Raw genomic sequence first — 26,839 nt, 5'->3', positions numbered from 1 at the left:
TGCGCTTTCGCCAAATTCTGGATGTCCGTCTTGACCGACATTCGAAATCGGGGCACCCGGGACGTGTTCTTCCTGGTCTGCGACGGATTGAAAGGTCTACCGGAGGTCGTCGAGAACGTGTGGCCGGCCGCGACGGTCCAAACGTGTGTAATCCATTTGATCCGAAACACGTTTCGACTGTCGTCGCGGCAGCACTGGGATGCGCTCAAGCACGATCTCAAGCCGATCTACACCGCACCGACCGAGACGGCAGCGCGGGCAGCGTTCGACGATCTCGCAGACCGTTGGGGCAAGCAGTATCCGGCGATCATCCGATTGTGGAACAACGCCTGGCAGGAGTTCATCCCGTTCCTGGATTACGACACCGAGATACGGCGAGTGCTGTGCTCTACCAACGCGATTGAGTCCTTGAATGCCCGATACCGGCGGGCTGTCAAGGCTCGTGGCCATTTTCCCACCGAGGCTGCTGCGCTCAAGTGCCTCTATCTGGTGACGCGTTCACTGGACCCGACAGGCAAGGGCCAGGCACGATGGATAACGAGGTGGAAGCCTGCTCTGAACGCGTTTGCGATCACGTTCGCCGATCGTTGGCCGGGATCGGAAACTTACTGATGGAAATCCGCCGAAACACCGTTAGCGAGATAGACCCTGCGGGCGCGAAAGGCGCTGGCTCGGATGTCCGCCGGCACATCGTCGTCGTTGCTGTATTGCTTGCGGTAGCGGTCACCGATGGCAGCAGCGACTGCGTGCGCGTGATTGCGGGACGAACGCTCGTCGGTTGCGCTGCTGGTGGGTACGAGTTGGAAGCGCCGTTGGCGAATCGGTTCTGCCATGTGGAGTTCACGCCGTCTGTGGATGAGTGGTTGGACGGTATGGCGACGGGGTGGGGTGCACCGCCTGCCTCGCGTGCGGTGGCCACCGATGAGCAACGGGTTGCGTTGGTGCGCAGTTCGATCACCGGCTTTGTGCAGCGCAATCCTGATGCGTTGGATGCGTTTGGGTCGTCGGCTGCGCAGACCGGTGGTGCGTGGCCGTCGCGTCGTACGTGGTCGATGTTGGCGGCGGTGTTGCCGCATTTGCGGGAGGACGACAACGCGGCGATCAACACGGCGGTGTTCGGGTTGATCGGTGAGGGCGCGGGCGTGGAGTTCTTGGAGTGGCGGCGTAGCGCGGATCTTCCCGATCCGGTTGCGGTGGTGGAGAATCCCGATTCGGCGTTCGATTGGCAGTCGCGTCCTGATCTGGTGTGGGCGGTGCTGTCCGGTGTCACGGCGTGGGCGGTGGGACGGGGCACGGTGGAGGCCTGGCGCAGTGCGTGGGGTCCGCTGATCGCGGCTGCGGAGGCGGGCGCACCGGACGTGGCGGGCGCGGCGGCGCGCACGCTGGCGAAGGCGCGACCGGTTAAGGCGACTGTCCCGGCGTCTGCACGTCGGTTCGCGCCGATGTTGACCGCTGCGGGTCTGATGGAGGCGGCAGCATGAGCGGGGTTCGGGTCCTCGCGCCGGATGAGTTGCGGGCGTTTCGCCTGGCACGACTGGTTTCTGCCGAACAGATGCCGTATTTCATGCGGGCATTGTTCGCAGCGCAGCCTGTTGCTGCACCGGGGTTGGGCACGTTCGCGGTGGATGCGCAATGGCGGCTCTATCTAGATCCGGCGTTGTTGGTGGGGGCTGGTGCGTGGCCGGTGCCGGTGGCGGGTGCGGTGTTGCTGCACGAGGTCGGGCACTTGCTGCGGGCACACGGTGTGCGGGGGCAGTCCTTGCCGAAGCCGGTCCAGCATGTGGCGTGGAATTACGCGGCGGACGCGGAAATCAACGACGACTTGCTGGCGGCGGGCATCGGGTTACCGGACGGGGTGATCACTCCACAATCGTTCGGGTGCGAGGACGGCGGAATCGCAGAGGACTACTACACGCACCTGATCGATCCGGCTACGGGACAGCAGTTTCCAGACGACGACGACGTGGGTTGCGGATCCGGTGCGGGATGCGCGCCGGTGCCGGGGGAGTTGGGCGCGGCAGCGGGGGAGGTCGCGGACGGGTTGGACGGCGCGGAAGCGGATCTGGTGCGCCGTCATGTGGCGCGGGCGGTGCAGGCGGCGCAAGGGAAGGGGCGCGGGAGCGCACCGGCAGGATTGGCGCGCTGGGCCGGTGAGGTTCTCACGCCGCCGACCGTGCCGTGGGATCGGGTGTTGCGTGCGGTGATCCGGCGAGCGCTGGCGGATCAGTCGGGGCGGACGAACTACAGCTATGCGCGTCCGTCGCGGCGCAGCCTGCCGGGGATCGTGGCCCCGGCGATGCGGGGTCCGTCGATCACGGTGTCGATTGTGATCGACACGTCGGGGTCCATGTCGGCAGGTGATCTGTCGGCGGCGATGGGTGAGGTGGCGGGTGTACTGCGGGCAGGCGGTGTAGCGCGGGAGCGGGTACGGATTCTCTCGTGCGATGCGAAATCGACGTCTGCGCAGGCGGTGCGGTCGGTGGCCGATGTGCAGTTGGTGGGCGGCGGCGGTACGGATATGCGCGTCGGGATCGACGCGGCGAACGCGGCCCGCCCTGCCCCGCACGTGGTGATCGTGTTGACGGACGGGGATACGCCGTGGCCGGATCGGCCGTCGCGGGCGCATCTGGTGTGCGCGGTGATCGGCAACGACGCCGCACTGGCACGGACCCCGGACTGGGCGTCACGTGTGCAGATCCCGGTCGGTGCGTCGTGAACGCGGTGAGCGGTGACCTGTTGCGGTACGCGCAGCAAGTGTTGACCGGTACCGGTCACGAGCCCGCTCAGGTGGCGAGCGTGGTCGCCGGCACCGGCGAGGATGCGGCGGCGCTGGCCTTGCGTGCGGGGTGGGAGTGCGCCGCGAATCCGGTGGTCCTGGCGTGCGAACAGACGGAGGACGTGTCGTGAGCGTGGAATGGTTCGATCTGGCTCAGCGTCTCTATGCCGCCGAAACAGGGCGCCCCGTTGCTCGGCTCGCACACACCACGTTCACCCCGTCAGCGTCGGCGCTGGCGGTGCGGGCGACGGTACGCGGCGGCAGTGTGAGCGTGTCCGCTGCGGCGGTCGGTGGAGGTGAGGAAACCGCGTGCGATGAGGCCGGGTTGGCGTTGCTGGCCAGGTTGGGCGGCACGTTGGCGGCGGATGCCCCGGCGATGTTGCTCACCGACGACGGCGGCACGATTCCGGCGCTGGTGGGGTTGGCGCGGGCGCACGCTCACCACAGTGACCCGAACATCTCCGGTAGCGCCGCGATGGTGGGGTGGTGGGCAGATCGGGCGGATCATCCCGGCACGTCGGCGGTGGTGAATCTTCCGGCCACCTCCAGTGCCCGCTACGTGCTCGGCGTGGTGCCGGAAGCGCAGCGGTCGGCGCGGGTGTGGCGGACGTGGTTGCAGATCGCGGACGAGAGTGTCGCCGGGATGCACGAATGGGCGCGTGCGATCGGCAGTGGCCCGTTGCTGCCGCTGCTCGCTGCGATCGGCGAAGACGACGCGTATTCGTTTTCTCGGGCACAGTCCGCACTGGTGGACGGCCACGACTGGTCACGTCCCGACAACACGGCCAGCGCCGCGATGGGCCTGCGAAGTCGTTGTGACGCAGCAGATGTGATGTCATCAGCCCTGCTCGATGATCCGATGTGGCGCGAGCGCGCACTGCACACCGGCCACGTCGCGGTGGGTGTGGCATCGATGACGCCGCCACCGAAAGGTTCACGTCGGCGCAACGGGTCGCTGTCGGTGACGTGTGAGCGTCTGGATCCACGGCTGCGGGTCGGATCTGCTGTCACCGGGTGGGTCGGTACACCGCGACGGCGTCCGTTCGAGCAGTTCACCGTCGAAGTCACATCGACCGAGGTTGTCGGCGGGAAGTTGGTGCTCGGACTCGGTTCGGTAGGGATGTATGCGCCGCCGAGTGGGGCGTCGGTGGTGTTGATGCCGCAAGCGGCGTCACCGCACACGATGCGCGCTGGTCGTGGCCGGTACTGGCGGCTCTACCGAGGGCGGCGGTCCTGGCTTTCGACGGGGCAGACACCCGTTCCTTCCCGGCGTGAAGTGCCGTTGGACGTGCTCATCGCGGGCGCAGAGAAATAGCACCGGCAGCATACCTGCCGTAGGTAAATAGCCAGTTCAGAGACTTTTTTCCTGAAAGGTTTGATTCGTCATGCGCATTACTGCCTCGTCGTCCGATATTGCTGCCCCCTCCGGCCCGGTGCCGTCGTCGTCCCGTCCGCCCGTCCCGTCGCTGACGGGGTGGCCGGGGTCGGAGATCATGGCCGACCCGATCACAGCGCGTGTGCTGTTCTCGGTGTGGTCGGGTGATCCTGCGGTGGTGGTGCCGTCCCCTCCCGGTGCGGGCAAGACCCGCTTGGTTGCATTACTGGCTGCGGCATTGGCGCACCGGGCGGATCTGCGCGTAGGGATCGCGGCGCAGACCCGCGAACAGGCGGTGGAGATTGCACGCCGGTTGGGAACACTCACCGACCGCGCCGCCTTGATGTGGAAAGCGAAAGCACCGGCACCGGACAGCGGCGACACACCGGTGGTCTCGGGACAGAAAGTGCGCTGGCAGGGCGACGTCGGTGCAATTCTGATCGGCACGACGGCGCGATGGTTGTTCTCGGACCCGGACCGAGTCGGTGCGGACGTGTTGATCGTGGACGAGTCGTGGCAATGCACCTACGCCGATCTGGGAGCGCTGGGAGCCATGGCGAAACAGGTGGTGTGCGTCGGTGATCCCGGACAGATCGACCCGGTGGTGACCGGCGATGTATCTCGTTGGGAGGGAAGCGAAACCGCACCCGATCTACCCGCCCCGATTGCACTGTTGGCTGCGCACGGCGACGTGGTGGGGATGGTGCGGTTGGCGCACACCTGGCGACTCGGACCCGACACCACAGCACTGATCGCGCCACTGTTCTACCCCGATCTGCCGTTCACCTCGAAGCGGCCCCCGGAACACCTCACCGATTCGAGCGGAGCCGTGTGGCCCGAATTGGCGCACCGCCCGATCACAGCCTGCGGAGGCCCGTCCGATCCGGCCCTGGTGACCGCATGCGCCGCGCGGGCGGCGGAACTACTGGCAGCGGATCTGGTCACCACCACAGGTAGGCGGCCAATGACGGCCGCCGACGTGGCCGTGGTGGTCCCGCACGTGACTCAGGCTGCGGCAATCCGTGCCCTACTGAGCGAGTACCCCGGCGTACTGGTCGGCACCGCCAACTCGCTGCAAGGCCTCGAGCGTCCTGCCGTCGTGGTGCTGCACCCGTTGGCGGGATACCGGACCGCCGAACCTTTCAACCTCGATGCGGGCCGCGCCTGCGTGATGCTCTCGCGTCACCGCGCCCACATGTCCGTCGTCATCGATGACACGACCGCGAGCGTCCTTGCACATGGTGCGCCGTCGCCCGCGCTCGAGGTCCAGACCGGCCTGTTGGCCGCGCTGCACAGCACCCCCGCTGTGTAGTTCAACCGAAAAAGAAAGGGACTTGGGCAATGTCCGAAACAACGAAGATCGAATGCCGTGCACGCGTCTGGGAAGGAATAGACACATTCGATGCAGTCGCGGCATCGACAGCAGGCGGCAGCAAGCGCGATGACTTCCGCTACGAGCAAGACCCCGAGTCGCAGATCCACGACAACGGCGTCCGCGCTGTGCGGGCAGCAGACGGAATGATCGCGTATGCCCGCCGCTGCGGAACCGGCACCGAAGAATTGCCCACCGTGTTCGCGGACTTCCTCTCCGATGCACATCACCTGGCCGACGCGTTGGGCGTCGATTGGGATGAGGCCACACGCAATGGGGAGGGGCATTACACCGCCGAGTTGTACGGCACCGAGTAATCGGGGCACTGACGGCCCGGCAGTCCACGGACGTTCGGCCGGCAGTCCACGGACGTTCGGCCGGCAGTCCACGGCACCGGGAGTGTCAGGGGCGGAGGCTGAGGGAAGATGAACGGAATGGCCGGTACCGGTTTACATCCCAATTCGGTATCATGATGATTATGAGCACGCAGATCGCGGTACGGCTACCCGAGGACATCGTGGTGTTTCTCGACAGTGAGGTCAGTGGTGGGCGCGCGAAAAGCCGTGCTCAAGTTGTGCTTCGAGCGTTGGAGCGTGAGCAGCGTCGACAGCTTGCAGCCCGAGACGTGGAGATCTTGTCTGATGGTCTCGGAACCGGTAGCGATGTGAATATCGCCGCCGCGCACGGGAAGAAGAACTGAGTGCGGCCAATCCATGACGCCCACCTCGAAACGCTCTGTCCGGTCTTGGTTCTGACGAGGGAGCTGGTTCGGCCTCATCTGGGGACGGTCACTGTTGCTCCCGTTCGTGCGGAGGGGCGGGGGTTATCGACCGAGCTGAGTTTGGGCGAAGACAACGGTGTCGAGGACGGATCGGTTGTCGACTGCGACGGGGTGACGACCATCCCGGTGTCGGCACTCGGGGTGAATCGAGGATTTCTCTTGCCTGCTCAGGAAGTGTTGTTGACCAGGGCATTGCGATCAGCATTTGATCTCGAGTCATTAGGACGCCAGTAGCGGGGATGGGGCAGCGATGGTGGTGAGGAAGTGGGAGCAGATTCCCCTGTTCGACCTCGATCCTTCTCCGGTGCCCGGAGTTCATGGGGATGGTTCTGAGGTCGATTCTGAACCAGCGCTCTTCGATCTCGACGACGCCGCGGCGCCGGATCCCGATGCTGACGTGATGGATGCCCGTGCGCCGATTGCGGAGGATCGTGTCGCCGCGGAACCAGAGGTCGAACCAGTGGCAGGCGAAAGCGCCCCCATAGCGTGGCAAGGTACGGACTCGTCACCGTCTTCGGATTACAGCACGGAAACAGTTGTGCCCCAAGATAAGCCCATTGCTGACGTGGGACCGGAACCTCCCCCGGCGTCCGAACGGGGCGCAACCGAACCGGCCGCCCTTCCTCCCGCCGGCGAGGCAGCAGACGGCCACGCCGTCATTGTCACAGCAGCCGGCACCTACACACCGTCTGGCCATACACTCACCGGCCCAGTCGATTCCATCGAAAAACTTGACAAACTCATCAGATGGGCAACGCTCACCCCGCTGGGCGCGCCGGCACAGATCTGGATAGTGGGAATCGAAGCGTGCGAGATGCTCGGATGGATCATCGACCCGGGCAGTGAAGACGATGTCGACGACATGGAAGTCCTCCGTACCCGCGCTGCCGAAGAGCTCACCGCGATCCTCCACGCCACGCTGACCCCGATGCTGACCGCAGGATGGGAACTGCGCGGAGAACCCGGCCACGTCGTTCACCTCTCCCGCACCACCGGGAACTTCACATCCATGGTCGACATTTTCATCGAACCCTACGTGTGGACCTACTGGAACAAGGACTTCGGATGGGGCAATCGCGTGGGGGACATGGGGATCCTCGGGTCACCGGCCGCCGGAACCTACCTCCCCGACGACGACCTCCCCGCTGCCCGCGAACTGGGACGCCGACTCGCCTGGTGCGCACAACACCTCGGCGTGCTACCCGGGCCCACCCCCGCACGCACCGGCGCCGCCATCGTCGACAAGATCAAACGCGACCGCACCCGCAGCGGTAAAGGAATCGTCGTCACTGTCGGTGGACCGGTCCCACCGTTGGACGGCGAACCCCGCGGAGATCTCGAACCTGCCCTCGGATGGACCCGCATCCCGGACCTCGAAGAACTTTCCGATGCAACACAACTGGTATCGATAGACCAACGAGCTGCGTACCTCGCTTCGGCTGGCATGCTCGAATTCGGCTACGGAAAACCTCGACATCTTCGCGGCGAGGACGCGCTCGATGCTGCGCGGCAATCGAAAACCCCGTTCGGACTCTGGCGTGTAACCCTCCCACCGGGTGACATGCTGGCGCTCCCACCCGCTCTACCGTTGCCTCACCCACACATGCTCGCCGACCAACCTGTGCAGACCTGGATCACCACCGTCAGCCTCGATGCACTTCAAACGTCCATCGCCGATGGCGGAATCGGCGCAGAACTCGACGACCTCGACATCGCAGAAGCGTGGGTCTACCCCGAACAGGGTCGAGCCCTCGACAAGTGGGCGAAAATCTTGAGAGAGGCCCGCAAAGTTGCCGTTGACACCGGCGACACAGCAATGAAACGGTTCATCGGCGCCTGCTACAAGGGTTATATCGGCCGAATGGTCAACCCCGACATGTGGACCGCCAAACAAATGCAACACCATCATCAGCCGCTCTGGCGAGCAGCGATCATCGCACACTGCCGCTGGCGAGGCCGCCGCGTCGCGATGCGCATCGCGCGCGAAACCGGGCGTTGGCCACTGCGCACCGTCACCGACTCCTGGGTCTACCCCCTGCCCCTGGGCATCGACATCGCAGACGAGAGTGACGCACTCGGGAAAATGACTCTGGAAAAGAGCGCCCCGCTCACCGAAAACATAACCGTCATGCTGACCGACGCCCGCGACACCCACGAGATCAACCTCGCACTCAAAGCTGCGTTCACCGACGAAGATGAAGGAAACATATAGTGGCCCTGCATCTTCCGAAACCGCGATCTACCAAACCCGCACAGAAGACCGTCGGTTTGGACGGACTCAACGTATCTGTCTCGACAGCAGCGACCAGTGGTGTCGAAAAATCGAAATCGGTCAAAAGTGGGGGATTGGCCGGACTCACCAGCAAAGTCTCCGTACGTCAGATCCGTACCGAAATCGGTAAAGAAGGCCTACGGCAAGCAGCTGTCGACGCCGGGAGAAAGCCCCCATCTGACCGAACACTGCGCCGCTGGGCGCAGCAAGGACGAATCCCGCACCCCGACGTCACCGAACGTGCACAACGGCGAGCCGCCATCGAACGCCTCGGTGGAATCGACGCTGTCGCAAAGAAAATCGGTCGTTCACGATCAGCGGTCTCTCGCTACCGTTCCGGCGAAACGAACGAGCTGCGCGCTGACGCGAAAAAGAAACTCAAGAACGTCAAAGCGCACGACGTCATGGACCGCGCCGGCGTCCTACGACCCGACGGGCAACCCAAAAAGGCCACCATCCGAGTCCGCGGGGGAGTGTCCGTCCGCAACGGTTCCGAAGAAGGTTACGACTATCGAGTGCGTACCCTCGATTTCGCGAACTCCGACAGCCCCTTCAGTCTCGACGAAACACGAGAACTCGCCATGGCTTTGGCCAACGACGATCATGCCCGGGTGGTTGCCATCCTCGAACGTCACGCCACGATGGATTACCCTGAAAACAAGGGATTCGACCAGTACGGCGACACTTTCGGATTTCACTTCGATTCCATCGAATCCGTCCACATCGACTGGACATAGAACTGCCCTGCTCCTCGACGCACCGGGCGGGACCAGGCATCGCGTTCGCAGACCCTCGTGCGAAACACCGGTAGCGATCTCGGCACCAGAGGATATGTCGGCCAGGTTCGAAAATCGAATGGCGCCTCTCAGCCGGAGTTGTCAGGTTTGACGGGCAGTTGGGAGTCGAGTTCGGAGACAGTGGCTTCCACAGCTGCCGCGATCTCGTCGTCGGTAGGGACGAGATCGCGAACCTGGGAGGGGAGAGTCTCATAGGTGTAGTCGGCTACGGCGAGGGGTGCAGTTGTCCCGGCAAGTGAATACCGGACGACGTTGTCGTTGCGGCCGGCGCAGAGCAAGATTCCCACAGTCGGGGCGTGGATGTCCTTGTTGCGGAGGTTGTCGTCGATCCACGAAACATAGAAGCCGAGCTTCCCGACATACTCCGGCTCAAACCTGCCTACCTTCAACTCGACGACGACGAACCTCGCTTGCACCCAGTTGAAGAACAGCAAGTCGATATAGAAATCCTGATCACCGACCTCGAAATGGTATTGGCGTCCAACAAAGGCGAACCCGTGTCCCAGTTCGAGGAGGAACTGCTCCAGCCGACGCATCAGCGCGGACTCCAGCTCCCGCTCCGCGACACGTTCGGTGATGTCGAGAAAATCGAAGACGTACGGGTCACGCACCAACTGTCGGTAACACCGCTCGCATCATCCGCGAGATCACTTAGACGAATACAGCCAGCATGAACCGTTGCGCCTGCCCGGCTGAAGCGATTCTCTTCACCCGGCGCTCCCATTGTCGCATTGGCTGACGCGAGTTCTCGGCCCGATTGCTGAAAATACTTCGACCGGCGATGCTCGGCAGAGGTCAGCATCTCGCGGTACGCCACTTTGTAGCTGGCCAGCTTGGCGGTCACGAGCACCGTCGGCACGTACCGCAGACCCTTGAGTACCTTGCGGAAGAACCGCTTGGCAGCAGTGGCGTTTCGACCCGACTGGACGATAGCGTCGCTATCAGGCCGTCCTGATCGACCCCGCGCCACAAATACTTCTGCTCGCCGTTGATTCGAGGTGAACACTTCATCGAGGTACCACTTGTTGCCCGGGCGGGGCCTTCGGAGACGCAGCTCATTGGCATAGGACCGGCCGAACATCGCGCACCACTGCCGGATCGTCTGGTGGGAGACCACGACGCCGCGCTCGAACATCAGTTCCTCCACATCACGCAGGCTCAACGTGAAGCGGTAATACAGTCACACGGCGTGGCTGACGAATTCTGGGCTGTGATCACAGTCACCCACCACCCCAGCGGTCACCAGCACAGCCAAGGTGACGATGCTCGCAGCAATGTGCAGCTGATGCCCAATTGCCGCTGGAATGGTGACTGGCATGCAGTTCTATTCCCGATCTTGCAGTGATACGGCAGGAAGCTAAGCGGGAGAATGTCATTCCGCGGAAGCCGCGAGAGGCAAGCCAAGCGGGACAAGCTCGCCGAACGGATTGCACGTCGGCAGCGTGCGTATGAGAGGCCTACTGCGGGTATGGCATTCACGGATATCGCCAAGAGTTCGGGGTGCCCACTCCGACGGCGTCGGCTCTGTACGCGAATATCTTGCAGATGCAGAGAACCCTCCGTGAGGTCAATCGAGAGTATCTGGATGAATGTGTCAACCCGCTATTCATCCGAGCGGCACGCTCATGCGGTTCCCATAGGGTGCGTGGCGCTGATGCCTGTTGAAGGGGCTTGACGACTCGCTCGTTGCGATTTCGGGTCGGGTTGGTTGGTTCGGATGAGTTTGTGTTACTTGAGCTGGGCAAGTTGATTGAGGACTACTTCGGGTACTGCGGTGGCGGGGATCTGAGTGATGTGAAAGTCGCAGGGAGGAAGTGTTGTTTGTTCTCCGCGCCAGTAGTTCTCGGGGAGGACACTTCCGCGGATGGTCTGCTGATGGAGGGTTACCCCATGGGAGTCGCGCATGCCGACGATAAGTCGGTAGTGCGCGGTGATGTTGGTGATCGGGGTGTAGGCGTCGTACCCGACCGGTGTGGTTGGTGCGGAGGGGTCTATCGGTCGGTCGTCGAGGAGTATCGCGGCGAATGGGAGTGCTGCGAAGCCGCGGAGCCAATCGGCGACGTACATTGACGAGTTTTCCGCGTCGTCGGCGTCGAGGCTGTCAATGTCGGAAGAACCCGAATAGTGGTGTGTGGCTCGTAGCCACTGCATGGGGGAGGGGATCTGTAGGACTACTGGTCCTGACGCCATTGCTGTCAGTGTTTGCGCAAGATCGATGACGCTACGGGTGAGGCCCTTGTCCGCGAGCATGGTACGCAGGGCATATCCGGTTCGTTTCTTCTGAGACATTGAATCCCGCAGGGCGGGGTTCTGTTCGAGGTGATGGGTGTAGAAGTGGTTCAGGTCGAGGATGGCCAGGTCGGGTTTGAGTAGACCTTGTGCTTGGTTGAAGAAGCGGGCGTAGCTGGTGGGGTCGTCCCAGGGGGCGGGCCGGTTGCGCAGAAACACCGATTGGGCGTACGCGTGGTGATCGAGTAGGAGGGCTGTGGCGCGGCCCGAGGGTGGTGAGGCGATTGCGGTGAGAAGGCTGGTGGTCATGATGGTCTTCCTCGAGAGATTGGTGCGATACCGCGCGGTGATGCTCACACCGACGTGATGTTGGGTCAGCGGAGCATCACCGCGCGAAATCGGCAGGGTCAGGACTTGTGCTGGACTTTCTCGCCGCACTTGGTCTCGAGCTCGCGTACCCGCTTGCTCAGCTCCTCGATCTTGAGCACGCGACGGTCCGGAATCATGATGAGGGGTAGATCCTCGAGCCGCGCGGTTACCCGCTCCGGCGCACTCTTGCCCCAGTGCGTGGCAACCAGTTGGTCGTTGTCATCGCCCCAGGAACCGAAGTACAGCAACTCTTTCGGAGGTTCGGGCTTGACGAATTCGGCTACGAATTCCTTGTACGGCTTGCCTCGCTTCAAGCGGTCCTGGCGCATTTGTGCGCGTAGCGCTGTGGTTTCTTCTTCGCGGACGACGAATGTGTCGGGTTCGTAGACGACGCCGTACAGTTCGCCGGCCACCTTGTCCGAGATCCGCGCGAGCTGCAGGTCAGCCATGACCAGTTCTGGATCTCGCTCGAGGATGTCCCCGTATCCGCCGCCGGAGCCTTGGCTGATCATGTACAGCTCGCCTTCCTTGGCGACATCGAACTGCAACCCCATGTGGCCGGTCAGGTATTTGCCGCCCTCGTAGGGCTGTTCGTTCATCACCCGTTCGATCGACAAGTCGAACTGTGATGGGTCCTTGCGGATGATGTCGTAGATATTGATGTTCTTGACCATCGACAACGGATAGGTGGGGCATCCGTAGCCACCGAACATTCCGCTCACCGACGAAAACTTCGAGCCGGAAGTGACGGTCATGAATCCCCAGCTGGGGGTGCCGCGTGAAGCGACAATCATTTCGTAGCCCATGCCGCCGCGGTACTTTCCGAAGCCCTGATTGTCTGTGACCAGTCGCTTACTGACCAGTTGCAGGAACGGGACTTCTTCTTCCATGACTTCTTGCTCGGCGATGTCGGCCATTGCACAGAACATTGGTGCTACGCCGTCTTCGCCGTCTCGGAATGCCTTGGCGCCGCCGCCCATTCCGTTCAGATCGGCACAGAGGTTGCCGACCTGCTCACTGTGCTGCGTGGTTCCGCCCCACAGGAAGTCGTTGATCTGGTTGAACCAGGGGGCGATCACGTTCGAGTACTTGGTGGGGGAGGAGAACTGAAGTTTCGCGTACGCGGTCTGTAGGGCAGAGAATCCGCGGAACGAGGCTTGGAGCGACTGTCCGACGGGTGCGTCGTATCCGGCGTCGGCCCAGGTGTGTTCCTCGGAAATGACCTCGATGGGGGAGAGGGCGCCGGTGCTGCGGGGGAGGTCCGGCCACCAGTACGACAGAATCGCTTGCGTCATGAACGATTTGGTCGAGCCGAGGGGGGAGTTGATCGCCCGGTTGAGGATCTCCGGCCCGGTACCCGTCAGGTCGACGGTCATCGTGTCACCCTTGATGGTGATCTTGCAGGCGAACTTGATCAGAATGTTTTCTTTGAGGGTCGAATCGACGAACTGGTTGAAGGTGACGGTGCCGTCCGGAAGATCCGAAATGCGGCGCCGTACCTCGGCTTCCACGTTCTCGACGGTGGTGCGAAGAGTAGAGACGAATGCTTCTTCACCGACTTCGTCGATGAGGCGGTCGACGGTGTCCATCACTCTGCTGACGGCGCCCATCTTGACCTTGATGTCGGCGAGCATCAGTTTGGGGTCACGTGTCGAGTGCTGGAGGAAGGTCAACAGATCGCGGCGCAGTCGCCCGCCTTCGACGATCTTGATCGGCGATGCGCGCAGCCCGTCGTCGAAGGGCGTTTCGGAGCCTGACGGCATGCCGCCGGGTTCGCAGGCACCGTTTTCACCTTCGTGGATGGTGGCCCCTACCCAGGCGATGATCCGGTCGTCTCGCATGACGGGTACCAGCATCGATTGGTCGGTGTTGTGCACCATGCCGAACCGGGAATCGTTGTGGAAGAAGCCGTCTCCGGGCCGGATCCCGACTGTCGGTTCGTCTTTCCAGTTCTTCATGATGTAGCGAATCGGGTGGTGCAACACTGCGGAGAAGGCGATGACGCCGCGGTTGGAAAGGTAGCTGACATCGCCTTCGGCTGTGTAGACGGCGACGGAGAGGTCAGCCCATTTTGCGCCGGGTGCCGCGCCCATGCTTTCGCACATCTCGAAGGCCTCGTCCAGTGCGCCTGCGAGGCGTTTGCGGATGCGGTCGGCTTCGATCGGATCGGTATCCGATGTCATGCAATAGCTTTCGTGCGCTGTGCGCGGCGCGATCTGGTGATGACGCATGATGTCGGGGTCGGGTCCGAGGAAGAGGGTGGTCTCGTCCATGAACTTGTCGACCCACTGCTGCTCTTGCTCGCTGAGTTGCTGGGTCCCGTCGCGGTCTGCGGATGGCCCGGTGCCGTTGTCTAAAATCGTCATGATGTTTTCAGGCTCCTTAGTAAGAACTGTGGTTTGATTCGACTGCTCGTCAGTCTTTGAGGAGCCAGACGGCGCCTTGCACTGTCGGCTCGAGTCGCCAGCCCGGTTCGACCAGGTAAGTGGTGCTTTCTGTCGTCACGATGGCGGGGCCGGCGATCACGTACGCGTGGTGGAGGGCGTTCTCGTCGTAGACCGGGGTCTGGACAGGTTCGCTGATGTCGGTGAAATGCACTTTGCGGGTGGTCACAGGTGCCGGGGTTGCGCGGTCACCGCCGGCGTCGATGGAATCGAATTTGACGACGTCGCCGTCGATGTAGGAGGCGACGCGCAAGGTCTGTACGCGGACACCGGCTTCGGGGGCCTGGGTGCCTTCGCCGTACCGTTGGCCGAAGATTTCGGCGAACGTTTTGATCAGGTACAGCACATCGGCGACACCGTTGACTCGGTTGATGTCGAAAGAGACTGCGGTGGTGACCAACTGGTTGCCGTAACGCATGTCCATCTCGAGTCGGTACTTGACGTCGCTGCGGTTGTAGCCCTGACGGACCAGGTCCTCGGCGCCCTTGGCTTCAAGCTCGCCGATGTAGGTGTTGAGCTGTTCGTACTGGTCGTAGATGGTTCGCTCGCGAGGTTCGTAGAGCACGATGTACGCGCTCCGTTCGTGGATGTGGAGGGGCTTCATGTTGCCCGCGCCCAGGGCGGAGAAAACTGATGCGAACGGGGGGAAGAGGATCTTGCTGATTCCGGCCTTGGATGCGATCCCGCAGGCGTGCAGCGGGCCGTTGCCGCCGTACGCGAGCATGGTGTAGTCCTCGACGAGACCGCCACGCGAGCGCAATTCCTTCTCGATGCCGATGGCCATCTGCTCGTCGACGGTGCGCTTGATGACCTTCGCAACGTCGACAGCGTCCATGTCGAGCTCGTCGGAGAGATTTTCGTCGATCGCATAGGTAGAGCGCTTCTTGTTGAGCGCGATGTAGCCGTTGGCGTAATTCTCGGGGTCGAGGTATCCGAGCACCAAATCGGCGTCAGTGACCGTCACCTGCAAACCGCCGCGGTCGTAGCAGGCGGGGCCGGGGTCCGAACCTGCCGATTCGGGGCCGATCTGCACCGAATTGTGGATCCTGTCGAAAGAAGCGATCGAGCCGCCGCCGGCGCCGAGGGTGTTGAGATGGATCATCGGGACCGACACCAGCCAGCGGCCGATGGTCGGCTGGAAATCGTAGTGCCGAACTCCGCCTTCGGGGACCAGGCCGATGTCGAACGATGTTCCTCCCATGTCCATCGATACGACGTCACCGATTCCGGTGGTTTCCGCCAAGTGTTGTGCCCCACCGACTCCGGCGATCGGGCCTGAGTGGATAGTCTGGAGCGCATCGGTCGAGTTCGGCTGGGCCATGCCGCCGGAATTGTGAATGACCAGCATCGGCTTCTCGTACCCGGAGTCACGCAGATTGCTCGACAGTTGGTTGAGCGCGTGGAACATCGTCTCGTGGAGGAAGGCGTCGACAATCGTCGATGTTGCTCGCACGTATTCGCCTTTTCGGCCCGATACCTGACTGCTGAGCAGAACGGGGATCGCGCCGAGCTGGTGCGTGGGGTATTCATCAAGGATGATTTCGAGGATCTGTTGCTCGTGGGCGGAGTTCTCGGTGGCGTTGGTCAGCGCCACGACGATGGCTTCGGCGCCGTTGTCCACCAACTCGCGAACCTGCTGACGAACATCGTCGACCATCAGTGGAACGAGGATCTCGCCGACAGCGTCGACCCGTTCCTTGACGGATCGAACCAGGTGACGCGGCACTAGAGGATCCGGTCGTTGGGCGTCTGCCATGTCACCTTGTTTGATGCCGTCGAGGCCCTCGCCGTAGCCGCGGCCACGGGAGAGGTGGATCGTGTCTTCGAATCCGTGTGTCACCAGAGCGGCAACCTTGGGGCCTTTGCCTTCGATGAGTGCGTTGGTGCCGAGGGTGGTGGCGTAGCGGACCGAGTCGACCTCGCGTAGAGCGTCACTGCGGCTGACGCCGGCGCGTGAGCATGCCAAATCGAGTGCTTCGTTGAAGCCGAGGGCCAGGTTGTGGTGGGTGGTCAACGCCTTCGCTTCGACGTAAATGTCGTCCCAGACAAAGAAGCAGTCGCTGAATGTTCCACCGATGTCAACAGAAATGCGTTTCATGAAAGTCTCCTTCGATCCGGGGTCAGCGCTGAGCGTGTGAATGGGAGTGCGAATGCGAAGTGCGAGGTTCGGAGATGGCGTTCTCGCCGGGCCCGTAGTTGATCAGTGTTTCCGGATCGCCGTCGCGGTCGGCCCACTGCTTCTTGAGTGCGTCGATGTCCCAGATCATGTCGACGGTCGGTGGGTGTCCGGGTGGGGTGTATTCGGTTTCGATCTGCGTACCGCACCCCGGGCAATAGAATTCGAGGATGCGGCAGAACAACGGATCCGGGGCGAAGGTGTACTCGTATTTCTCCGGATCGAGAATTGAGGGGTGAATCTCGCGGGGTCTCGGTCGTAGACCAGAGTGCCTTCTTTGTAGTTCCCCCGAGCATTGCCCAGGTCGTGCTGGCAGACCCGGCAGAGCCACCGCTCGGAGTCGAGATCGATCGCAAGATATTCGGTCATGGGGATACGCATGATGTTCGTTACCTTCGTGTCGAGAAATGTCGATGTGATCGTTCGGGCGGTACCGCCGGGCCCGATTACACGGTGTCGGTCAGGATGAGGTCACCGGAATTGGAGACCTCCAGGTTCCAGCCGGTCGGGACTTGAGCTGTGAAAAACTGCCCCTCGACAATGGCCGGACCGGATGCGACCGCACCTGCGATCTGCTGATCGAGTAGATAGACAGGTAGTTCCTCGACCAGCGTGGGGGAGGTGCGGACCGATCTCGCCAGCGTCGACACCGCCGGCGTCTTCTTCTTGGGAGACCCGCCCTTGACAACCGAATGGGGGAGTTCCCGTGTCACTTTCAGTGCGAGGATGGTCGTGTTTCCCGCGGTAGAACTGACATCGAGATCATGCTCGAACTGGGTGCGCGCCGCCATCCCATCCGCGTCCTCGACTACAGAGGTCCACTCCAACGAGCACTCTGCGGTGTCGTATCCTTCTTGGAACATGTCTCGTGTTGCGCGGGAACGTAATTCGTTTCTCGCTGCGTCGATTTGCTCAGGGGTGCAGTCGGTGATGTTGGTTTCGTAGGACTGGGAGATGTCGGAGAAACTGATACCGTACGCGGAGAACACCGCGGCCAGTCTCGGGACGAGTACCCGGCGCACTCCGGCGATTCGTGCGGCATCACACGCACTCATCGGGCCGCCGCCGCCGAACGCGGCCACAGTTGTCGTCTCAGCGCTTTCGACGGAAGAGGCGAACGATTCCGATACCTTCGCCGCATAGGCCGATGCCATCTCGAGCAGGGCTTCTTCGACAGTGAGCCCCAGAGGCTCGGCGATGCTCTCAGTGATCACGGCGCGGGATCGTTCGGCGTCGAGAAACATTTCACCGTCGAGGTAGGTGTCGGGATCGAGAACACCCAAGAGCAAATTGACGTCGGTGATGGTGGCCTTCTTGCCGCCGAAACCGAAGCATGCGGGTCCGGGGGACGCGCCGACGCTTTCCGGGCTGACTACGATCCGGCCGTTCTCTACCGCAATGATGGAACTGCCCCCGACTCCTGTGGAGTGAACGTCACTGAGCTCGTACGAGACAGGAACACCGGCGATATGACCCCGGCGTTCGGTGGCGATGGCATAGTTCTTCACCGTCCCTACATCGGTGGTAGTTCCGCCTACGTCGATCATGAGCACATGGGGAAGCTCGTACGCTTGGGCAAGTGCGCGTGTGCCTTCGAGCCCTCCGCGAGGTCCGGAAGAATAGGTCTTGAGTGCCACGGACTTCGCGACCCGCGAGGACGCCCCGTCATTGCGGTAGATGAGGAGCGGGTTCTTGATCTTGTAGGTGCGTAGGCGTCGTTCGGCGCTGTAGAGGAAGCGTTCTACGGTGGGGTGGAGGAACGAGTTGATGATGCCGGACCAGATTCGGCGTGATCGAAGTTCGTCGGAGGCGAATTCCCAGCTGAAGAGAACGGGGACTGACCCGAGGAGATGTCTCGGGAAGCTCTCGAGAATGATCCGTTTGAACAGCGCCTCACGGCCTTTGGTCTTCGCCGCGAGGATCAGCCGTTCCGCACCCGCTGTCGTCAACCTGTTGATCTCCGCGACCAATGTCGTGGTCAAGGCGTCGGCATCGAGCTCGTCCGAGACCACCGAGGTGCGGGGACCGACAAGGTCGTCTAAGAGTGATGCAGACTCTGCGTCGGTGCGCAAGGCTATAGTAAAAAGCCTGGAAGAGAATGATGGAAACAGAATGCGTACAGCAAAGAGCCTCGGAATTGCTCGATCATCGCTGTATCGAAAAATGAAAATCTATAAGATATGAAACGAAACACCTGTGGCATTAAGCCTGAATGCACCGATGTGCTGATTCAGTCGGTGCGACTTCTGTTGCGGGGCATAGTGCGGTTGTGGGCATAGATGATCACCCGATCGCATGTGTCGGAATGTGCGTTCGGTGACCGCGACATCGATGTGTTCCTCGTCGGTGAACACTGCCTCGCGTCGCGCTTTCTGCTTGACGTCGCGCGGGTCAGCAGCGCCCTTTTGATGGCGTACACCCGGGGTTGCCGGACCGGCCACGATGCCCGAGTGTGACCTGCTGGATCCGCTGCCGGCACACGGTGTGTCTCGGCGGCGAGGTGCACGACATGGAACGGGTCCATCACCCTCTTGGCCTGCGGTAATACGTCCTTCGCGGCGGAGTGGTAGCCTGTGAACTCGTCCATCGAGACGACCTTCACCCGGTCCCGAAACGCCTGATCACGATCACGGTCACGAAGCTCGGATTACCCTGCCCGCGAACGTGTTTCCGCTTGTGCTCGTCCGCACCCAAAGGCTCGCACCCTGTCGAGGTGACCGGACTGGTCGTAGACCACATGCCGGACCGTGGACAGAGCCGGGAAGTTTACCACGTCCCAACTCAACCCCAACGCTGCAGCCGCCGCCGAAACGGATGTCTTGTCGCAGGCGAGTCGTTCGAGGATTTAGCCGGTGGTGCGGCGACCACGGGGAGAGTGCGGGTGACGTGGTCGCGGAGCCGACCGGGCTGGCCGCACGTTGGGCAGGTCGGGTCGTGTTCGACGGGCCGGCAGTCGATGTGGGTGAGGTGTTCTGCGACGGCGGCGCCGGTGATAGTGACGCCGAGTTCGACGGTTCTGCAGATGGTGTCGGCGACAAGGTTAGTAGTCTGGTCCATGGGTCCTGTGATGTGTTCGGATTCGGGCTCGGAACCTTCCTCCTCGTATCCCAGGACCCTCTACATCTTTTGCCTCACTTGATCACCGGTGGATCGACTCATGCACTCCAGATCCGGAAGAGCCAGATTCTCTCGTGTGGTAACGGTGCATGGAGGACCTCTGTGTCAGGTATCGCCCCAGTGACAAAGGAAAGTCGGGCGGGGTGAGAATGGAGTAAGGCAATGAGCGCTCAAGAGAGCGGCGCGGCGACTCGAACGCGAAACAAGAACTACAACCTGATCCGCTTCGTCGAAGCGTCGTTGAGCAAAGCATTGTGTATGCAGACCTCCATCGAGGATACCGAGCGTGACGGGTACCCTTAAGTGGCAGGTCTGTTCCGCAAAGCTCAAAGCGAGGCCGCCCCGAGTAGAAGTTGCTTCTCGACAGGCTCGCTCTGTCGGTCACGTGAGGTTCGTTCATTATCGGTTCGTCTGGGTCGAAGGGCGTCGTGGGAAGATCTCCTTGATGGGCGCGCGCGGCCTCGTCGCCGGTATCGATATCGTTCGTCCCAACGACACTTACCCAAAAGAATTTCAGAATGAGGAAGACCACGCCGAGTAGTTGCGGTGATACCTCACCGATAGCTCCCTGCCACGGACCCGGTACGCGAGCACCAGTTGGTCCATCTACCTCAGAGCGAGAGAAGGCGCTTCATAGCGCATTCGATCGGTGCGGGTGAGCCTGGCTGTACTTCAGGGGATCTTTCGATCTCCTGAACCTGCCACCGTGGCCGGGCCTAAACGCGGCGCAAATCTGTACGGGTTGCTCTTGTTTAACCCTCTGGGGCGGCCATGATCGTGGGTTTGTCAGGCGCGGGCACGGGTGCCTACTGTTCTTGTCCGTCCAGTTCCGGGTTCGCTTCGAGTGGTTCGAAGTATCGGGGGTTGGGGTTGGTGAGGGCTCTGACGATGTCGCCGTATCCGAGAACGCGGGCAGGCGGTCCTTGGTAGATCATTTCCTCTGTTCCGATGTAGCGAAAGCGCATGACGGGCTCCTGCAGGTGAAGTGTTCGGGATGATCTGGCGGGGTGACTGCGATACGGTCCGGAGTCTGTCGAGTTGTGCGGTGTCGGAACGAACTTCGGTGTAATACCCTGCGCAGGGTCACGGCTTTTCGTGCGGCCACTACTGCGGGTCGAGGTGGTGCTGTTCCGTGGCGGTGCACCGGTGGTCGGGTTCTCATCGCTGGAGCCTGGTGTGAAGCGCGGAGACCGTGATAGCTGCTCCGACGTGCTCGGAGACCGTTCGCACGAGGGTGCGATCGGTGATGTCCGGTAGGAAGCGGTGCGCGGCGGTGCGCGAGTGCAGAGCGCGTGCCGATGCGGCGATCAGATTCGGGGTCATCATGGTGATGCGGTGACCGCAGCCTGCACTGAGCAGGCCCGCGAGCGGCAACGACGAGTATTCGAAGGGATCTGCTGGCGGGCGAATGCACCGAAGAGGTGAGATCGATTTCTCGGTGGTGGACAAGTCGATCAACACATCGCACTGTTCGATGATCCGGCGGGTGTCCTCGCGTGTTGAGTTGGTGGTATCGATGTCGGTGACGGTGCCGATGCCGCACTGGGTCAGCACATCTTCGAGTAGTGGCGCGTGCCGGGACTGCGAAATGTAGACAGTCGCCATCCACGGCCACACGCCTTGCCTGTCGAGGGCGGTCAGCGTCAGGGCCGCGAGTGACGCGGTCATGGTCTCGTTGTCCGCGATGACGAGGGGGCCGTGATGTGCAGCCACTTCGTGCTGAACGATCGCGGTCCCGTAGGGCGGCAGTCCGATCAGGAATACGGTCTCGACGTGATCCGGGAGCGCGAGAATGGTTTCGACCAACCGCGGAACGTCGTTGAACGAGAGTGCGGTGTGCTCCGCGCGTAGTGCGGTGCGGTAGCGGATGAGCGCGGCGTATCCCTCACCCCAGGTCCTGCGGTTGCGGTGCAATCTACGCAGGAGACTCCACATCGGATCTGTCGTGATCACAACAACTTTCCCGCCGGCCGGCAGCATCGGATTCGTGGCGTGTTGTCGGTTGGGTGCGTCGAGGTCGGGGTGATCAGCGGTCATGTTGTCCTGAGGTGGTGTGTTCTCGCCGCGTGCGGACAGTCGCTCGCTGCGGCAGGGAAGGTGCCGGTCCGTCATGGCTGCTGCGGCAAGGGCCGGCCGTGGAGGAAAGCGATCAACAGAGCGTTGACCTCCTCGGGTCGCTCGAGGTAGCCGAAGTGACCGCACTGGGCGATTTGTTCGTATCGGGCACCGGGGATGGCTGCGGCGACTTCGATGCCCTGCGCCGGCGGGGTCAAGCGGTCGTCACCGAATCCGATGACGGGGGTCGGTGCTTGGATCGCGGCGAGATCGGTCAGTCGATTGTGGGATCGATCCATCGCGGTCTGGGCGCGGACACCGGCAGAGGTGGTGGTGGGGGCGGAGTATTCGAAGATGTCGAGCCATTCCTGGGCCTTCTGCGGATCGGCGAGGGTGTGCGGGGAGAGGTTCAGCACCGCGCTGATGGCCGCGGTGTAGGAAGGGGGCAAGTCGATCCCTGCCTGGTGGAGGGCCTTTTGTCCGCGGTTGAGGGCGGCTTCGACGGGGTGTGGTCGGCCGGTGGCGGCGAGCATGATCGCTTTGGCGAGCAGTTCGGGGCGGGTGATCGCCAGCTCTTGTACTACTCGTGAGCCCAGTGATGTGCCGATCACGTGGGCGGGTCCGCCGAGATGTTCGATCAGTGCCGCTGCGTCGGCGGCGAGGTCGGCGATGCTCATCCCGTCGATTCCGGCCATGCTCGAGATTCCGCGGTTGTCCATCGTGACGACTTCGAAGCCGGCTTTCACCAGTGCAGGAACCTGGTAGGTGTTCCATACTCGGCCGGGGCTGCCGGCTCCCATGATCAGCAGTACACGCGGGCCGGAGCCGGTGACGACGTAGTTGACGGGAACATGGTTGAGGGTGACGGTCGGCATGGGTCCTGTTTTCGTGAGGTGGGTCAAGGGCGAGCGAAGACGAGAGCGGTGTTGTGTCCTCCGAAGCCGAAGGAATTGTTGACGGCATAGTCGACGGGGCCGATGCGCGGCGCTGTCGTGACCACGTCGAGGTCGATCCTCGGGTCGAGCGTGTCGAGGTTGAGTGTGGGGGGAATGACGCCGTCGCGGACGGCGAGGACGGTGAGAACCGCTTCGAGCGCTCCGACGGCTCCGACGGAGTGCCCGAGGGCAGATTTCGGGGCGTAGATCGCCGCGTGTGTGCCGACCGCTGTGGTGATGGCCTGTGCTTCGGCGATGTCGCCGGCCGGGGTGGCGGTGGCGTGGGCATTGACGTGGGTGATGTCGGCGGGTGTCAGCCCGGCTCGCTGAATGGCGTGGGTCATCGCGCGAGCGGCTCCGCGGCCGGTGGGGTCGGGAGCGACAAGATGGTAACCGTCGGAGGTGGTACCGCAGCCGAGCAGACGCGCATGGATCGTCGCACCGCGTGCGAGGGCATGCGTCTCGGTTTCGAGGACCATCAGCGCTCCGGCCTCGCCGAAGACGAAACCGTCCCGGTCCTTGTCGAACGGACGCGACGCACCGGCAGGGTCGGCATTGTTCGAGCTCAGCGCGCGCATCGTGGCGAAGCTGGCGATGGAAAACGAATCGATGCGGCCTTCGACTCCGCCGGCGACGACCATGTCGGCGTCACCCATCGCAATCATCCGGTAAGCCTGCGCGATGGCTTCCGCGCCTGACGAGCATGCCGACACCGGGGTCATCACCCCGCCGCGGGCGCCGAGTTCGAGGCCCACCGTCGCGGAGGGGCGGTTGGGCATGACCATCTGCACTGCGAAGGGGGACACTTTGCGGTAGCCGCCGGTTCTGAGCCGGTCGACCGCATCGATCAGGGTGTCGCCGCCTCCGAGTCCGGTGCCGATGACCACAGCCAGACGATCCCTGTCGACGTCGGGTGAGCCCGCGTCGATCCATGCCGTGCGAGCGAGTGTCAACGCGACCCGCGCCGGCCAACTCATCCGCCGGATCTCCACCCGGGTGAGGGCATCGTCCGGAGAGACCTTCAAGTGACCGCCGATACGGACCGGCAGGTCGAATTCCTCGACGAACGAATCGTCGAGAAGACCGATTCCGCTCTCTCCCGCGAGGAGCGCCCTCCATGTGCCGGCGACGTCCCCGGCGACCGATGTGGTCGCTGCGAGGCTGGTGACGACGACGTTGGGTGCGCGGCCGAGCCAGGAGCGTGCCTCGGTGGTGCTCACCTGTCGCTGCTCGGCGCGGCGAGTTCGAGCGCTGCCGCAGCTTCGAGGGTGTGGATGTAGTCCACGACGTCGCCGACCGTGCGCAGACCCATCAGATCCTCGTCGGGAATTTTCACGCTGTACTTGTCTTCGGTCTGTACCGCGATTTCCACCATGGACAGTGAGTCGATACCGAGATCGTCGACGAAGGACGTGCCGATACCGATTTCGGACGGTTCGATTCCGGTGACCTCTTCGACGATCTGTGCGAGCTCGGTGACGATGGTTTCCTGCGTGCTGGCCATCAATGACGTCCCTTCGAATGAACGGGTGGTGTTCGGCTTCTGGTGCTCTCGGACAGGTAGGGCTAAGCTCACGCCATCTTGCCATAATATCTAGTTAAGAAGATTAGCAAGTAGCTGTGGTCAGGGATGCTTGCGACTCTCGGTGACCAACTCGGTCGCATGGGTTTGGTGAGCTCCGAGGGAAGCCGGGCATCTCGCCGGCTGATGGATGAAGGAACACACAATGCGCGATGCAGTGATCGTCGAAGCCGTGCGAACCCCTTTGGGTCGCCGTAACGGAGTGCTCTCGACCATTCATCCGGCCGATTTGTCGGCCCAGATTCTGGTGGGGCTGGCCGATCGCACCGGCCTCGATCCCGCAGTCGTCGACGATGTCATCTGGGGATGCGTCAGTCAGGCCGGTGAGCAGACCGGTGATATCGGACGGACCGCCGTATTGGCGGCCGGGTGGCCGCACACCGTCACCGGGGTGACCATCGACCGGCAGTGCGGGTCATCACAGCAGGCGGTGCATTTCGCTGCCGCAGGGTTGATTGCAGGCCAGTACGACGTGGTGGTCGCCGGTGGCGTCGAATCCATGAGCAGGGTTCCGATGGGATCCTCGTCCGGCGGGATGAATCCCCTGGGAGATTGGTTCTTGGCGCGCTATCACGGCGTCGCCCCCTCGCAAGGGGTCGGTGCGGAAATGATCGCCGAGCAGTGGGGTCTGTCGCGCCGTCAATGTGACGCTTTCGCGCTCGTCTCGCATGCGAAAGCCGCGCACGCGCAAGACGACGGATGCTTCGACGACCAGATCCTGCCGATCGTGCTCGCCAACGGCACCAAGATCGCCCGCGACGAGGGGATCCGCCGCGGCGGAACGCCGGAAACCCTGGCCGGGATCAAGACCGCGTTCTCCGACACCGGGGTGGTGACGGCGGGAAACAGTTCCCAGATTTCCGACGGTTCGGCCGCACTGTTGATGATGACCAGCGAGAAGGCCACGCAGTTGGGGCTGACACCGATCGTTCGAGTCCATACTGCCGTCCTGGCGGGCGCCGATCCGGTGATCATGCTGACCGCACCGATTCCGGCCACGGAGAAAGCCTTGTGGCGCAGCGGTTTGACGTTGTCCGATATCGGAGTTTTCGAGGTCAACGAAGCCTTTGCCACGGTGCCCCTTGCCTGGCTGGCCGAAACAGGGGCAGACCCGAAGCGGCTCAATCCGCACGGCGGAGCGATCGCATTAGGGCATCCCCTCGGTGGTAGTGGTGCACGCTTGATGACGACGATGATCCATCACATGCGAAACACACGAACGCGTTACGGATTGCAGACCATGTGTGAGGGCGGTGGGCAAGCGAACGCCACCATCCTCGAACTTCTCTGATCCAGTCGTATCCACGGCGGTGATCCTCGCCGAGCCTCTCAAGCGAGGATCACCCGAGCCGTCCCGACGTTCAGTGGGGGTATGTGAGCGGTGAAACGGGATAGAGGAGAGAGGAATACGAACATCAGACACGTCATCCGTCGTACGGTATTCGTCACGATATCGACCGCGGCGTTGGCGGCGCCGGCGGTGAAATTTCCTCCTCTGGTCCTGGTCTACGTCATCAGCGGTTCGCTACTGTTCTTCTCGCGATACCTCGACGACGATACCGACGCGCGCTCACTCGACAAGCGTGATTCCGGAACGGGAAAAGACCGTACCGACCGGACAACCACGTTCGTCGCCGTGCGCGAAAATCTTCGAAGACAATCTGGCGCACACATTTCGTCGGTGAGTATCTGTGACGGCGAATCTCCCAGACCGGACTCGTATCGACACGACCCGATGTGCCAACGCACGGAATGCGGCGGGCTAGATGCCGGTGACGACAATGCCTATCGCCGCGACAGCGATCATCACAAACCCGAAACACGCGAGCACCCACCGCCGACAGCGCCGGTATGGCGATGCCGTGCAAGCCAGAGCAGCGTAGGGCGCGGCAACTGCGAGGCCCAGGACCGCGAGAACGGCGAAGACCACATGTACCCGGATCATGGACACGAGAATTCCTCACCGCGCCGTAGCCTCGCCTGGGTTGTCATGCTTTCTTGACGAACTCGGATTTCAGTTGCATCGACCCGATTCCGGCGATTTTGCATTCGATATTGTGGTTGTCGGCACCGTCGACCAGGCGTATGTTACGCACCTTGGTTCCAGCTTTTATTCCTGTCGGACTGCCTTTGACTTTCAAGTTCTTCACAACGGTGACCGCGTCCCCGTCGGAAAGCTCATTTCCGACGGAGTCGACAACGATGGACCGGTCGACAATCTGCGATCCCTGGTGAGATATCCATTCGTGAGCACATTCGGGGCACACGCAGTGCGCCCCCATCTCGTAACTGTATTCGCTGGAGCATTGTGGGCACGGCGGCAGTGCATTGTTCACGGGGGCCATCCTCTTCCTTGTTCGGCATACTGATTCTTCGATTCGTGACACGTCTCGCCGGGTTCACGGCGCTGAGGCAGAGTCGACGTGCCCGCCACCGGCCGCGATACACCGACGAAACCTTGCCCGGGTTCTGGTGACTCGTCGGCCGTGCACACGTGGACGCTTACGCCTTGGGGACGCGGATGATGAGTGCGTCGCCTTGTCCGCCGCCGCCGCAGAG

The 26,839-nt window shown here is 62.4% G+C and carries 28 protein-coding genes and 3 pseudogenes; 15 read left to right on the top strand and 16 right to left on the bottom strand.

Annotation, left to right across the window (positions count from 1 at the left end):
• Nucleotides 1-9: 9 nt before the first annotated feature.
• Nucleotides 10-612 (top strand): annotated as a pseudogene (locus ACKAMS_RS32100) (IS256 family transposase); the annotation flags it as partial.
• On the opposite strand, the gene ACKAMS_RS32095 reads toward ACKAMS_RS32100, so the two are convergent.
• Nucleotides 606-833, bottom strand: a complete 228-nt coding sequence (locus ACKAMS_RS32095; RefSeq protein WP_408990029.1) for a hypothetical protein — start codon at nucleotides 831-833, stop codon at nucleotides 606-608. The pseudogene ACKAMS_RS32100 and the gene ACKAMS_RS32095 sit on opposite strands and share 7 nt — an antisense overlap.
• A gap of 18 nt (nucleotides 834-851) precedes the next feature.
• Here ACKAMS_RS32095 and ACKAMS_RS32090 point away from each other — a divergent pair, with 18 nt between their 5' ends.
• From ACKAMS_RS32090 to ACKAMS_RS32045, 10 genes are all read left to right on the top strand, one after another.
• On the top strand, nucleotides 852-1,481 hold the full coding sequence (locus ACKAMS_RS32090; protein ID WP_408990028.1) for a hypothetical protein: 630 nt from the start codon (nucleotides 852-854) through the stop codon (nucleotides 1,479-1,481).
• Nucleotides 1,478-2,716, top strand: coding sequence for a DUF2201 family putative metallopeptidase (locus tag ACKAMS_RS32085; protein ID WP_408990027.1), 1,239 nt, complete (start codon nucleotides 1,478-1,480; stop codon nucleotides 2,714-2,716). Before ACKAMS_RS32090 ends, ACKAMS_RS32085 begins: the two co-directional genes overlap by 4 nt.
• A complete protein-coding gene (locus ACKAMS_RS32080) occupies nucleotides 2,713-2,907 on the top strand; it encodes a hypothetical protein (RefSeq protein WP_408990026.1) in 195 nt (64 codons plus the stop codon). The genes ACKAMS_RS32085 and ACKAMS_RS32080 overlap by 4 nt, the downstream gene beginning before the upstream one ends.
• Nucleotides 2,904-4,091, top strand: coding sequence for a hypothetical protein (locus ACKAMS_RS32075; RefSeq protein WP_408990025.1), 1,188 nt, complete (start codon nucleotides 2,904-2,906; stop codon nucleotides 4,089-4,091). The genes ACKAMS_RS32080 and ACKAMS_RS32075 overlap by 4 nt, the downstream gene beginning before the upstream one ends.
• Before the next feature lie 70 nt (nucleotides 4,092-4,161).
• Nucleotides 4,162-5,463, top strand: a complete 1,302-nt coding sequence (locus ACKAMS_RS32070; protein WP_408990024.1) for an AAA family ATPase — start codon at nucleotides 4,162-4,164, stop codon at nucleotides 5,461-5,463.
• A 29-nt stretch (nucleotides 5,464-5,492) separates the two neighbouring features.
• Nucleotides 5,493-5,840 carry a hypothetical protein gene (locus tag ACKAMS_RS32065; RefSeq protein ID WP_063892177.1) on the top strand — a complete coding sequence of 116 codons (348 nt, stop codon included), beginning with the start codon at nucleotides 5,493-5,495 and terminating at the stop codon, nucleotides 5,838-5,840.
• A gap of 161 nt (nucleotides 5,841-6,001) precedes the next feature.
• Entirely contained in the window at nucleotides 6,002-6,223 is a 222-nt protein-coding gene (locus tag ACKAMS_RS32060; protein ID WP_042926289.1) for a hypothetical protein, read from the top strand.
• Nucleotides 6,224-6,538, top strand: a complete 315-nt coding sequence (locus tag ACKAMS_RS32055) for a type II toxin-antitoxin system PemK/MazF family toxin (protein WP_042926284.1) — start codon at nucleotides 6,224-6,226, stop codon at nucleotides 6,536-6,538.
• Between the two features lie 16 nt (nucleotides 6,539-6,554).
• Nucleotides 6,555-8,516: a hypothetical protein gene (locus ACKAMS_RS32050; RefSeq protein WP_231917492.1), complete on the top strand. Its 1,962-nt coding sequence runs from the start codon at nucleotides 6,555-6,557 to the stop codon at nucleotides 8,514-8,516.
• Nucleotides 8,516-9,313: a hypothetical protein gene (locus ACKAMS_RS32045; RefSeq protein WP_058228359.1), complete on the top strand. Its 798-nt coding sequence runs from the start codon at nucleotides 8,516-8,518 to the stop codon at nucleotides 9,311-9,313. Before ACKAMS_RS32050 ends, ACKAMS_RS32045 begins: the two co-directional genes overlap by 1 nt.
• 128 nt (nucleotides 9,314-9,441) lie before the next feature.
• Here the strand turns inward: ACKAMS_RS32045 and ACKAMS_RS32040 are convergent.
• From ACKAMS_RS32040 to ACKAMS_RS32010, 7 genes and pseudogenes are all read right to left on the bottom strand, one after another.
• Nucleotides 9,442-9,993, bottom strand: a pseudogene (locus ACKAMS_RS32040) (PDDEXK nuclease domain-containing protein); the annotation flags it as partial.
• Nucleotides 9,909-10,454, bottom strand: a complete 546-nt coding sequence (locus tag ACKAMS_RS32035; protein ID WP_328587284.1) for a DDE-type integrase/transposase/recombinase — start codon at nucleotides 10,452-10,454, stop codon at nucleotides 9,909-9,911. The pseudogene ACKAMS_RS32040 and the gene ACKAMS_RS32035, both read right to left, overlap by 85 nt.
• A gap of 647 nt (nucleotides 10,455-11,101) precedes the next feature.
• Nucleotides 11,102-11,911 carry a hypothetical protein gene (locus ACKAMS_RS32030; RefSeq protein ID WP_042926486.1) on the bottom strand — a complete coding sequence of 270 codons (810 nt, stop codon included), beginning with the start codon at nucleotides 11,909-11,911 and terminating at the stop codon, nucleotides 11,102-11,104.
• 98 nt (nucleotides 11,912-12,009) lie between these two features.
• Entirely contained in the window at nucleotides 12,010-14,337 is a 2,328-nt protein-coding gene (locus ACKAMS_RS32025) for a hydantoinase B/oxoprolinase family protein (RefSeq protein WP_042926467.1), read from the bottom strand.
• 49 nt (nucleotides 14,338-14,386) lie between these two features.
• Nucleotides 14,387-16,513: a hydantoinase/oxoprolinase family protein gene (locus ACKAMS_RS32020; protein ID WP_042926470.1), complete on the bottom strand. Its 2,127-nt coding sequence runs from the start codon at nucleotides 16,511-16,513 to the stop codon at nucleotides 14,387-14,389.
• Nucleotides 16,514-16,535: 22 nt separating this feature from the next.
• A pseudogene (locus ACKAMS_RS32015) lies at nucleotides 16,536-16,972 on the bottom strand (acetone carboxylase subunit gamma).
• Nucleotides 16,973-17,037: 65 nt separating this feature from the next.
• On the bottom strand, nucleotides 17,038-18,663 hold the full coding sequence (locus ACKAMS_RS32010) for a hydantoinase/oxoprolinase family protein (protein ID WP_231917490.1): 1,626 nt from the start codon (nucleotides 18,661-18,663) through the stop codon (nucleotides 17,038-17,040).
• A 40-nt stretch (nucleotides 18,664-18,703) separates the two neighbouring features.
• Here ACKAMS_RS32010 and ACKAMS_RS32005 point away from each other — a divergent pair, with 40 nt between their 5' ends.
• Nucleotides 18,704-18,775, top strand: a complete 72-nt coding sequence (locus tag ACKAMS_RS32005) for a helix-turn-helix domain-containing protein (protein WP_408990032.1) — start codon at nucleotides 18,704-18,706, stop codon at nucleotides 18,773-18,775.
• Between the two features lie 46 nt (nucleotides 18,776-18,821).
• Here ACKAMS_RS32005 and ACKAMS_RS32000 read toward each other — a convergent pair whose 3' ends face one another.
• Nucleotides 18,822-19,178, bottom strand: coding sequence for a transposase (locus ACKAMS_RS32000; protein WP_082654954.1), 357 nt, complete (start codon nucleotides 19,176-19,178; stop codon nucleotides 18,822-18,824).
• A 194-nt stretch (nucleotides 19,179-19,372) separates the two neighbouring features.
• Nucleotides 19,373-19,648 (bottom strand): hypothetical protein, encoded by a 276-nt coding sequence (locus ACKAMS_RS31995; RefSeq protein ID WP_065352979.1) that lies wholly within the window; start codon nucleotides 19,646-19,648, stop codon nucleotides 19,373-19,375.
• Nucleotides 19,649-19,870: 222 nt separating this feature from the next.
• Here ACKAMS_RS31995 and ACKAMS_RS31990 point away from each other — a divergent pair, with 222 nt between their 5' ends.
• Entirely contained in the window at nucleotides 19,871-20,011 is a 141-nt protein-coding gene (locus tag ACKAMS_RS31990; protein WP_231917508.1) for a hypothetical protein, read from the top strand.
• Between the two features lie 503 nt (nucleotides 20,012-20,514).
• Here the strand turns inward: ACKAMS_RS31990 and ACKAMS_RS31985 are convergent.
• From ACKAMS_RS31985 to acpM, 5 genes are all read right to left on the bottom strand, one after another.
• The gene (locus tag ACKAMS_RS31985; RefSeq protein ID WP_167349918.1) at nucleotides 20,515-20,673 is read right to left on the bottom strand and encodes a hypothetical protein; all 159 of its coding nucleotides are present in this window, start codon (nucleotides 20,671-20,673) and stop codon (nucleotides 20,515-20,517) included.
• A 193-nt stretch (nucleotides 20,674-20,866) separates the two neighbouring features.
• Entirely contained in the window at nucleotides 20,867-21,820 is a 954-nt protein-coding gene (locus ACKAMS_RS31980; RefSeq protein WP_042926474.1) for a hypothetical protein, read from the bottom strand.
• Nucleotides 21,817-22,638 carry an alpha/beta fold hydrolase gene (locus ACKAMS_RS31975; RefSeq protein WP_042926476.1) on the bottom strand — a complete coding sequence of 274 codons (822 nt, stop codon included), beginning with the start codon at nucleotides 22,636-22,638 and terminating at the stop codon, nucleotides 21,817-21,819. The genes ACKAMS_RS31980 and ACKAMS_RS31975 overlap by 4 nt, the downstream gene beginning before the upstream one ends.
• 23 nt (nucleotides 22,639-22,661) lie before the next feature.
• Nucleotides 22,662-23,918, bottom strand: coding sequence for a KasA/KasB family beta-ketoacyl-ACP synthase (locus ACKAMS_RS31970; RefSeq protein ID WP_042926479.1), 1,257 nt, complete (start codon nucleotides 23,916-23,918; stop codon nucleotides 22,662-22,664).
• Nucleotides 23,915-24,202: a meromycolate extension acyl carrier protein AcpM gene (acpM, locus tag ACKAMS_RS31965; protein WP_042926481.1), complete on the bottom strand. Its 288-nt coding sequence runs from the start codon at nucleotides 24,200-24,202 to the stop codon at nucleotides 23,915-23,917. Before acpM ends, ACKAMS_RS31970 begins: the two co-directional genes overlap by 4 nt.
• 223 nt (nucleotides 24,203-24,425) lie before the next feature.
• Between acpM and ACKAMS_RS31960 the strand changes: the two genes are divergently transcribed.
• Both ACKAMS_RS31960 and ACKAMS_RS31955 read left to right on the top strand, forming a co-directional pair.
• The gene (locus ACKAMS_RS31960) at nucleotides 24,426-25,571 is read left to right on the top strand and encodes a thiolase family protein (RefSeq protein WP_408990023.1); all 1,146 of its coding nucleotides are present in this window, start codon (nucleotides 24,426-24,428) and stop codon (nucleotides 25,569-25,571) included.
• Between the two features lie 189 nt (nucleotides 25,572-25,760).
• The gene (locus ACKAMS_RS31955) at nucleotides 25,761-26,282 is read left to right on the top strand and encodes a hypothetical protein (RefSeq protein ID WP_042926483.1); all 522 of its coding nucleotides are present in this window, start codon (nucleotides 25,761-25,763) and stop codon (nucleotides 26,280-26,282) included.
• Here the strand turns inward: ACKAMS_RS31955 and ACKAMS_RS31950 are convergent.
• A complete protein-coding gene (locus ACKAMS_RS31950; protein ID WP_128638087.1) occupies nucleotides 26,269-26,625 on the bottom strand; it encodes a zinc ribbon domain-containing protein YjdM in 357 nt (118 codons plus the stop codon). The two genes, ACKAMS_RS31955 and ACKAMS_RS31950, sit on opposite strands and share 14 nt — an antisense overlap.
• Nucleotides 26,626-26,839 lie beyond the last annotated feature (214 nt).

Origin of the sequence: Rhodococcus sp. 5A-K4, assembly GCF_046097995.1 — a bacterium.
Lineage (GTDB): Bacteria > Actinomycetota > Actinomycetes > Mycobacteriales > Mycobacteriaceae > Rhodococcus_F > Rhodococcus_F erythropolis.
The sequence above is the reverse complement of the archived record's forward strand: the minus strand, read 5'-3'. Positions and strand labels throughout refer to the sequence as shown.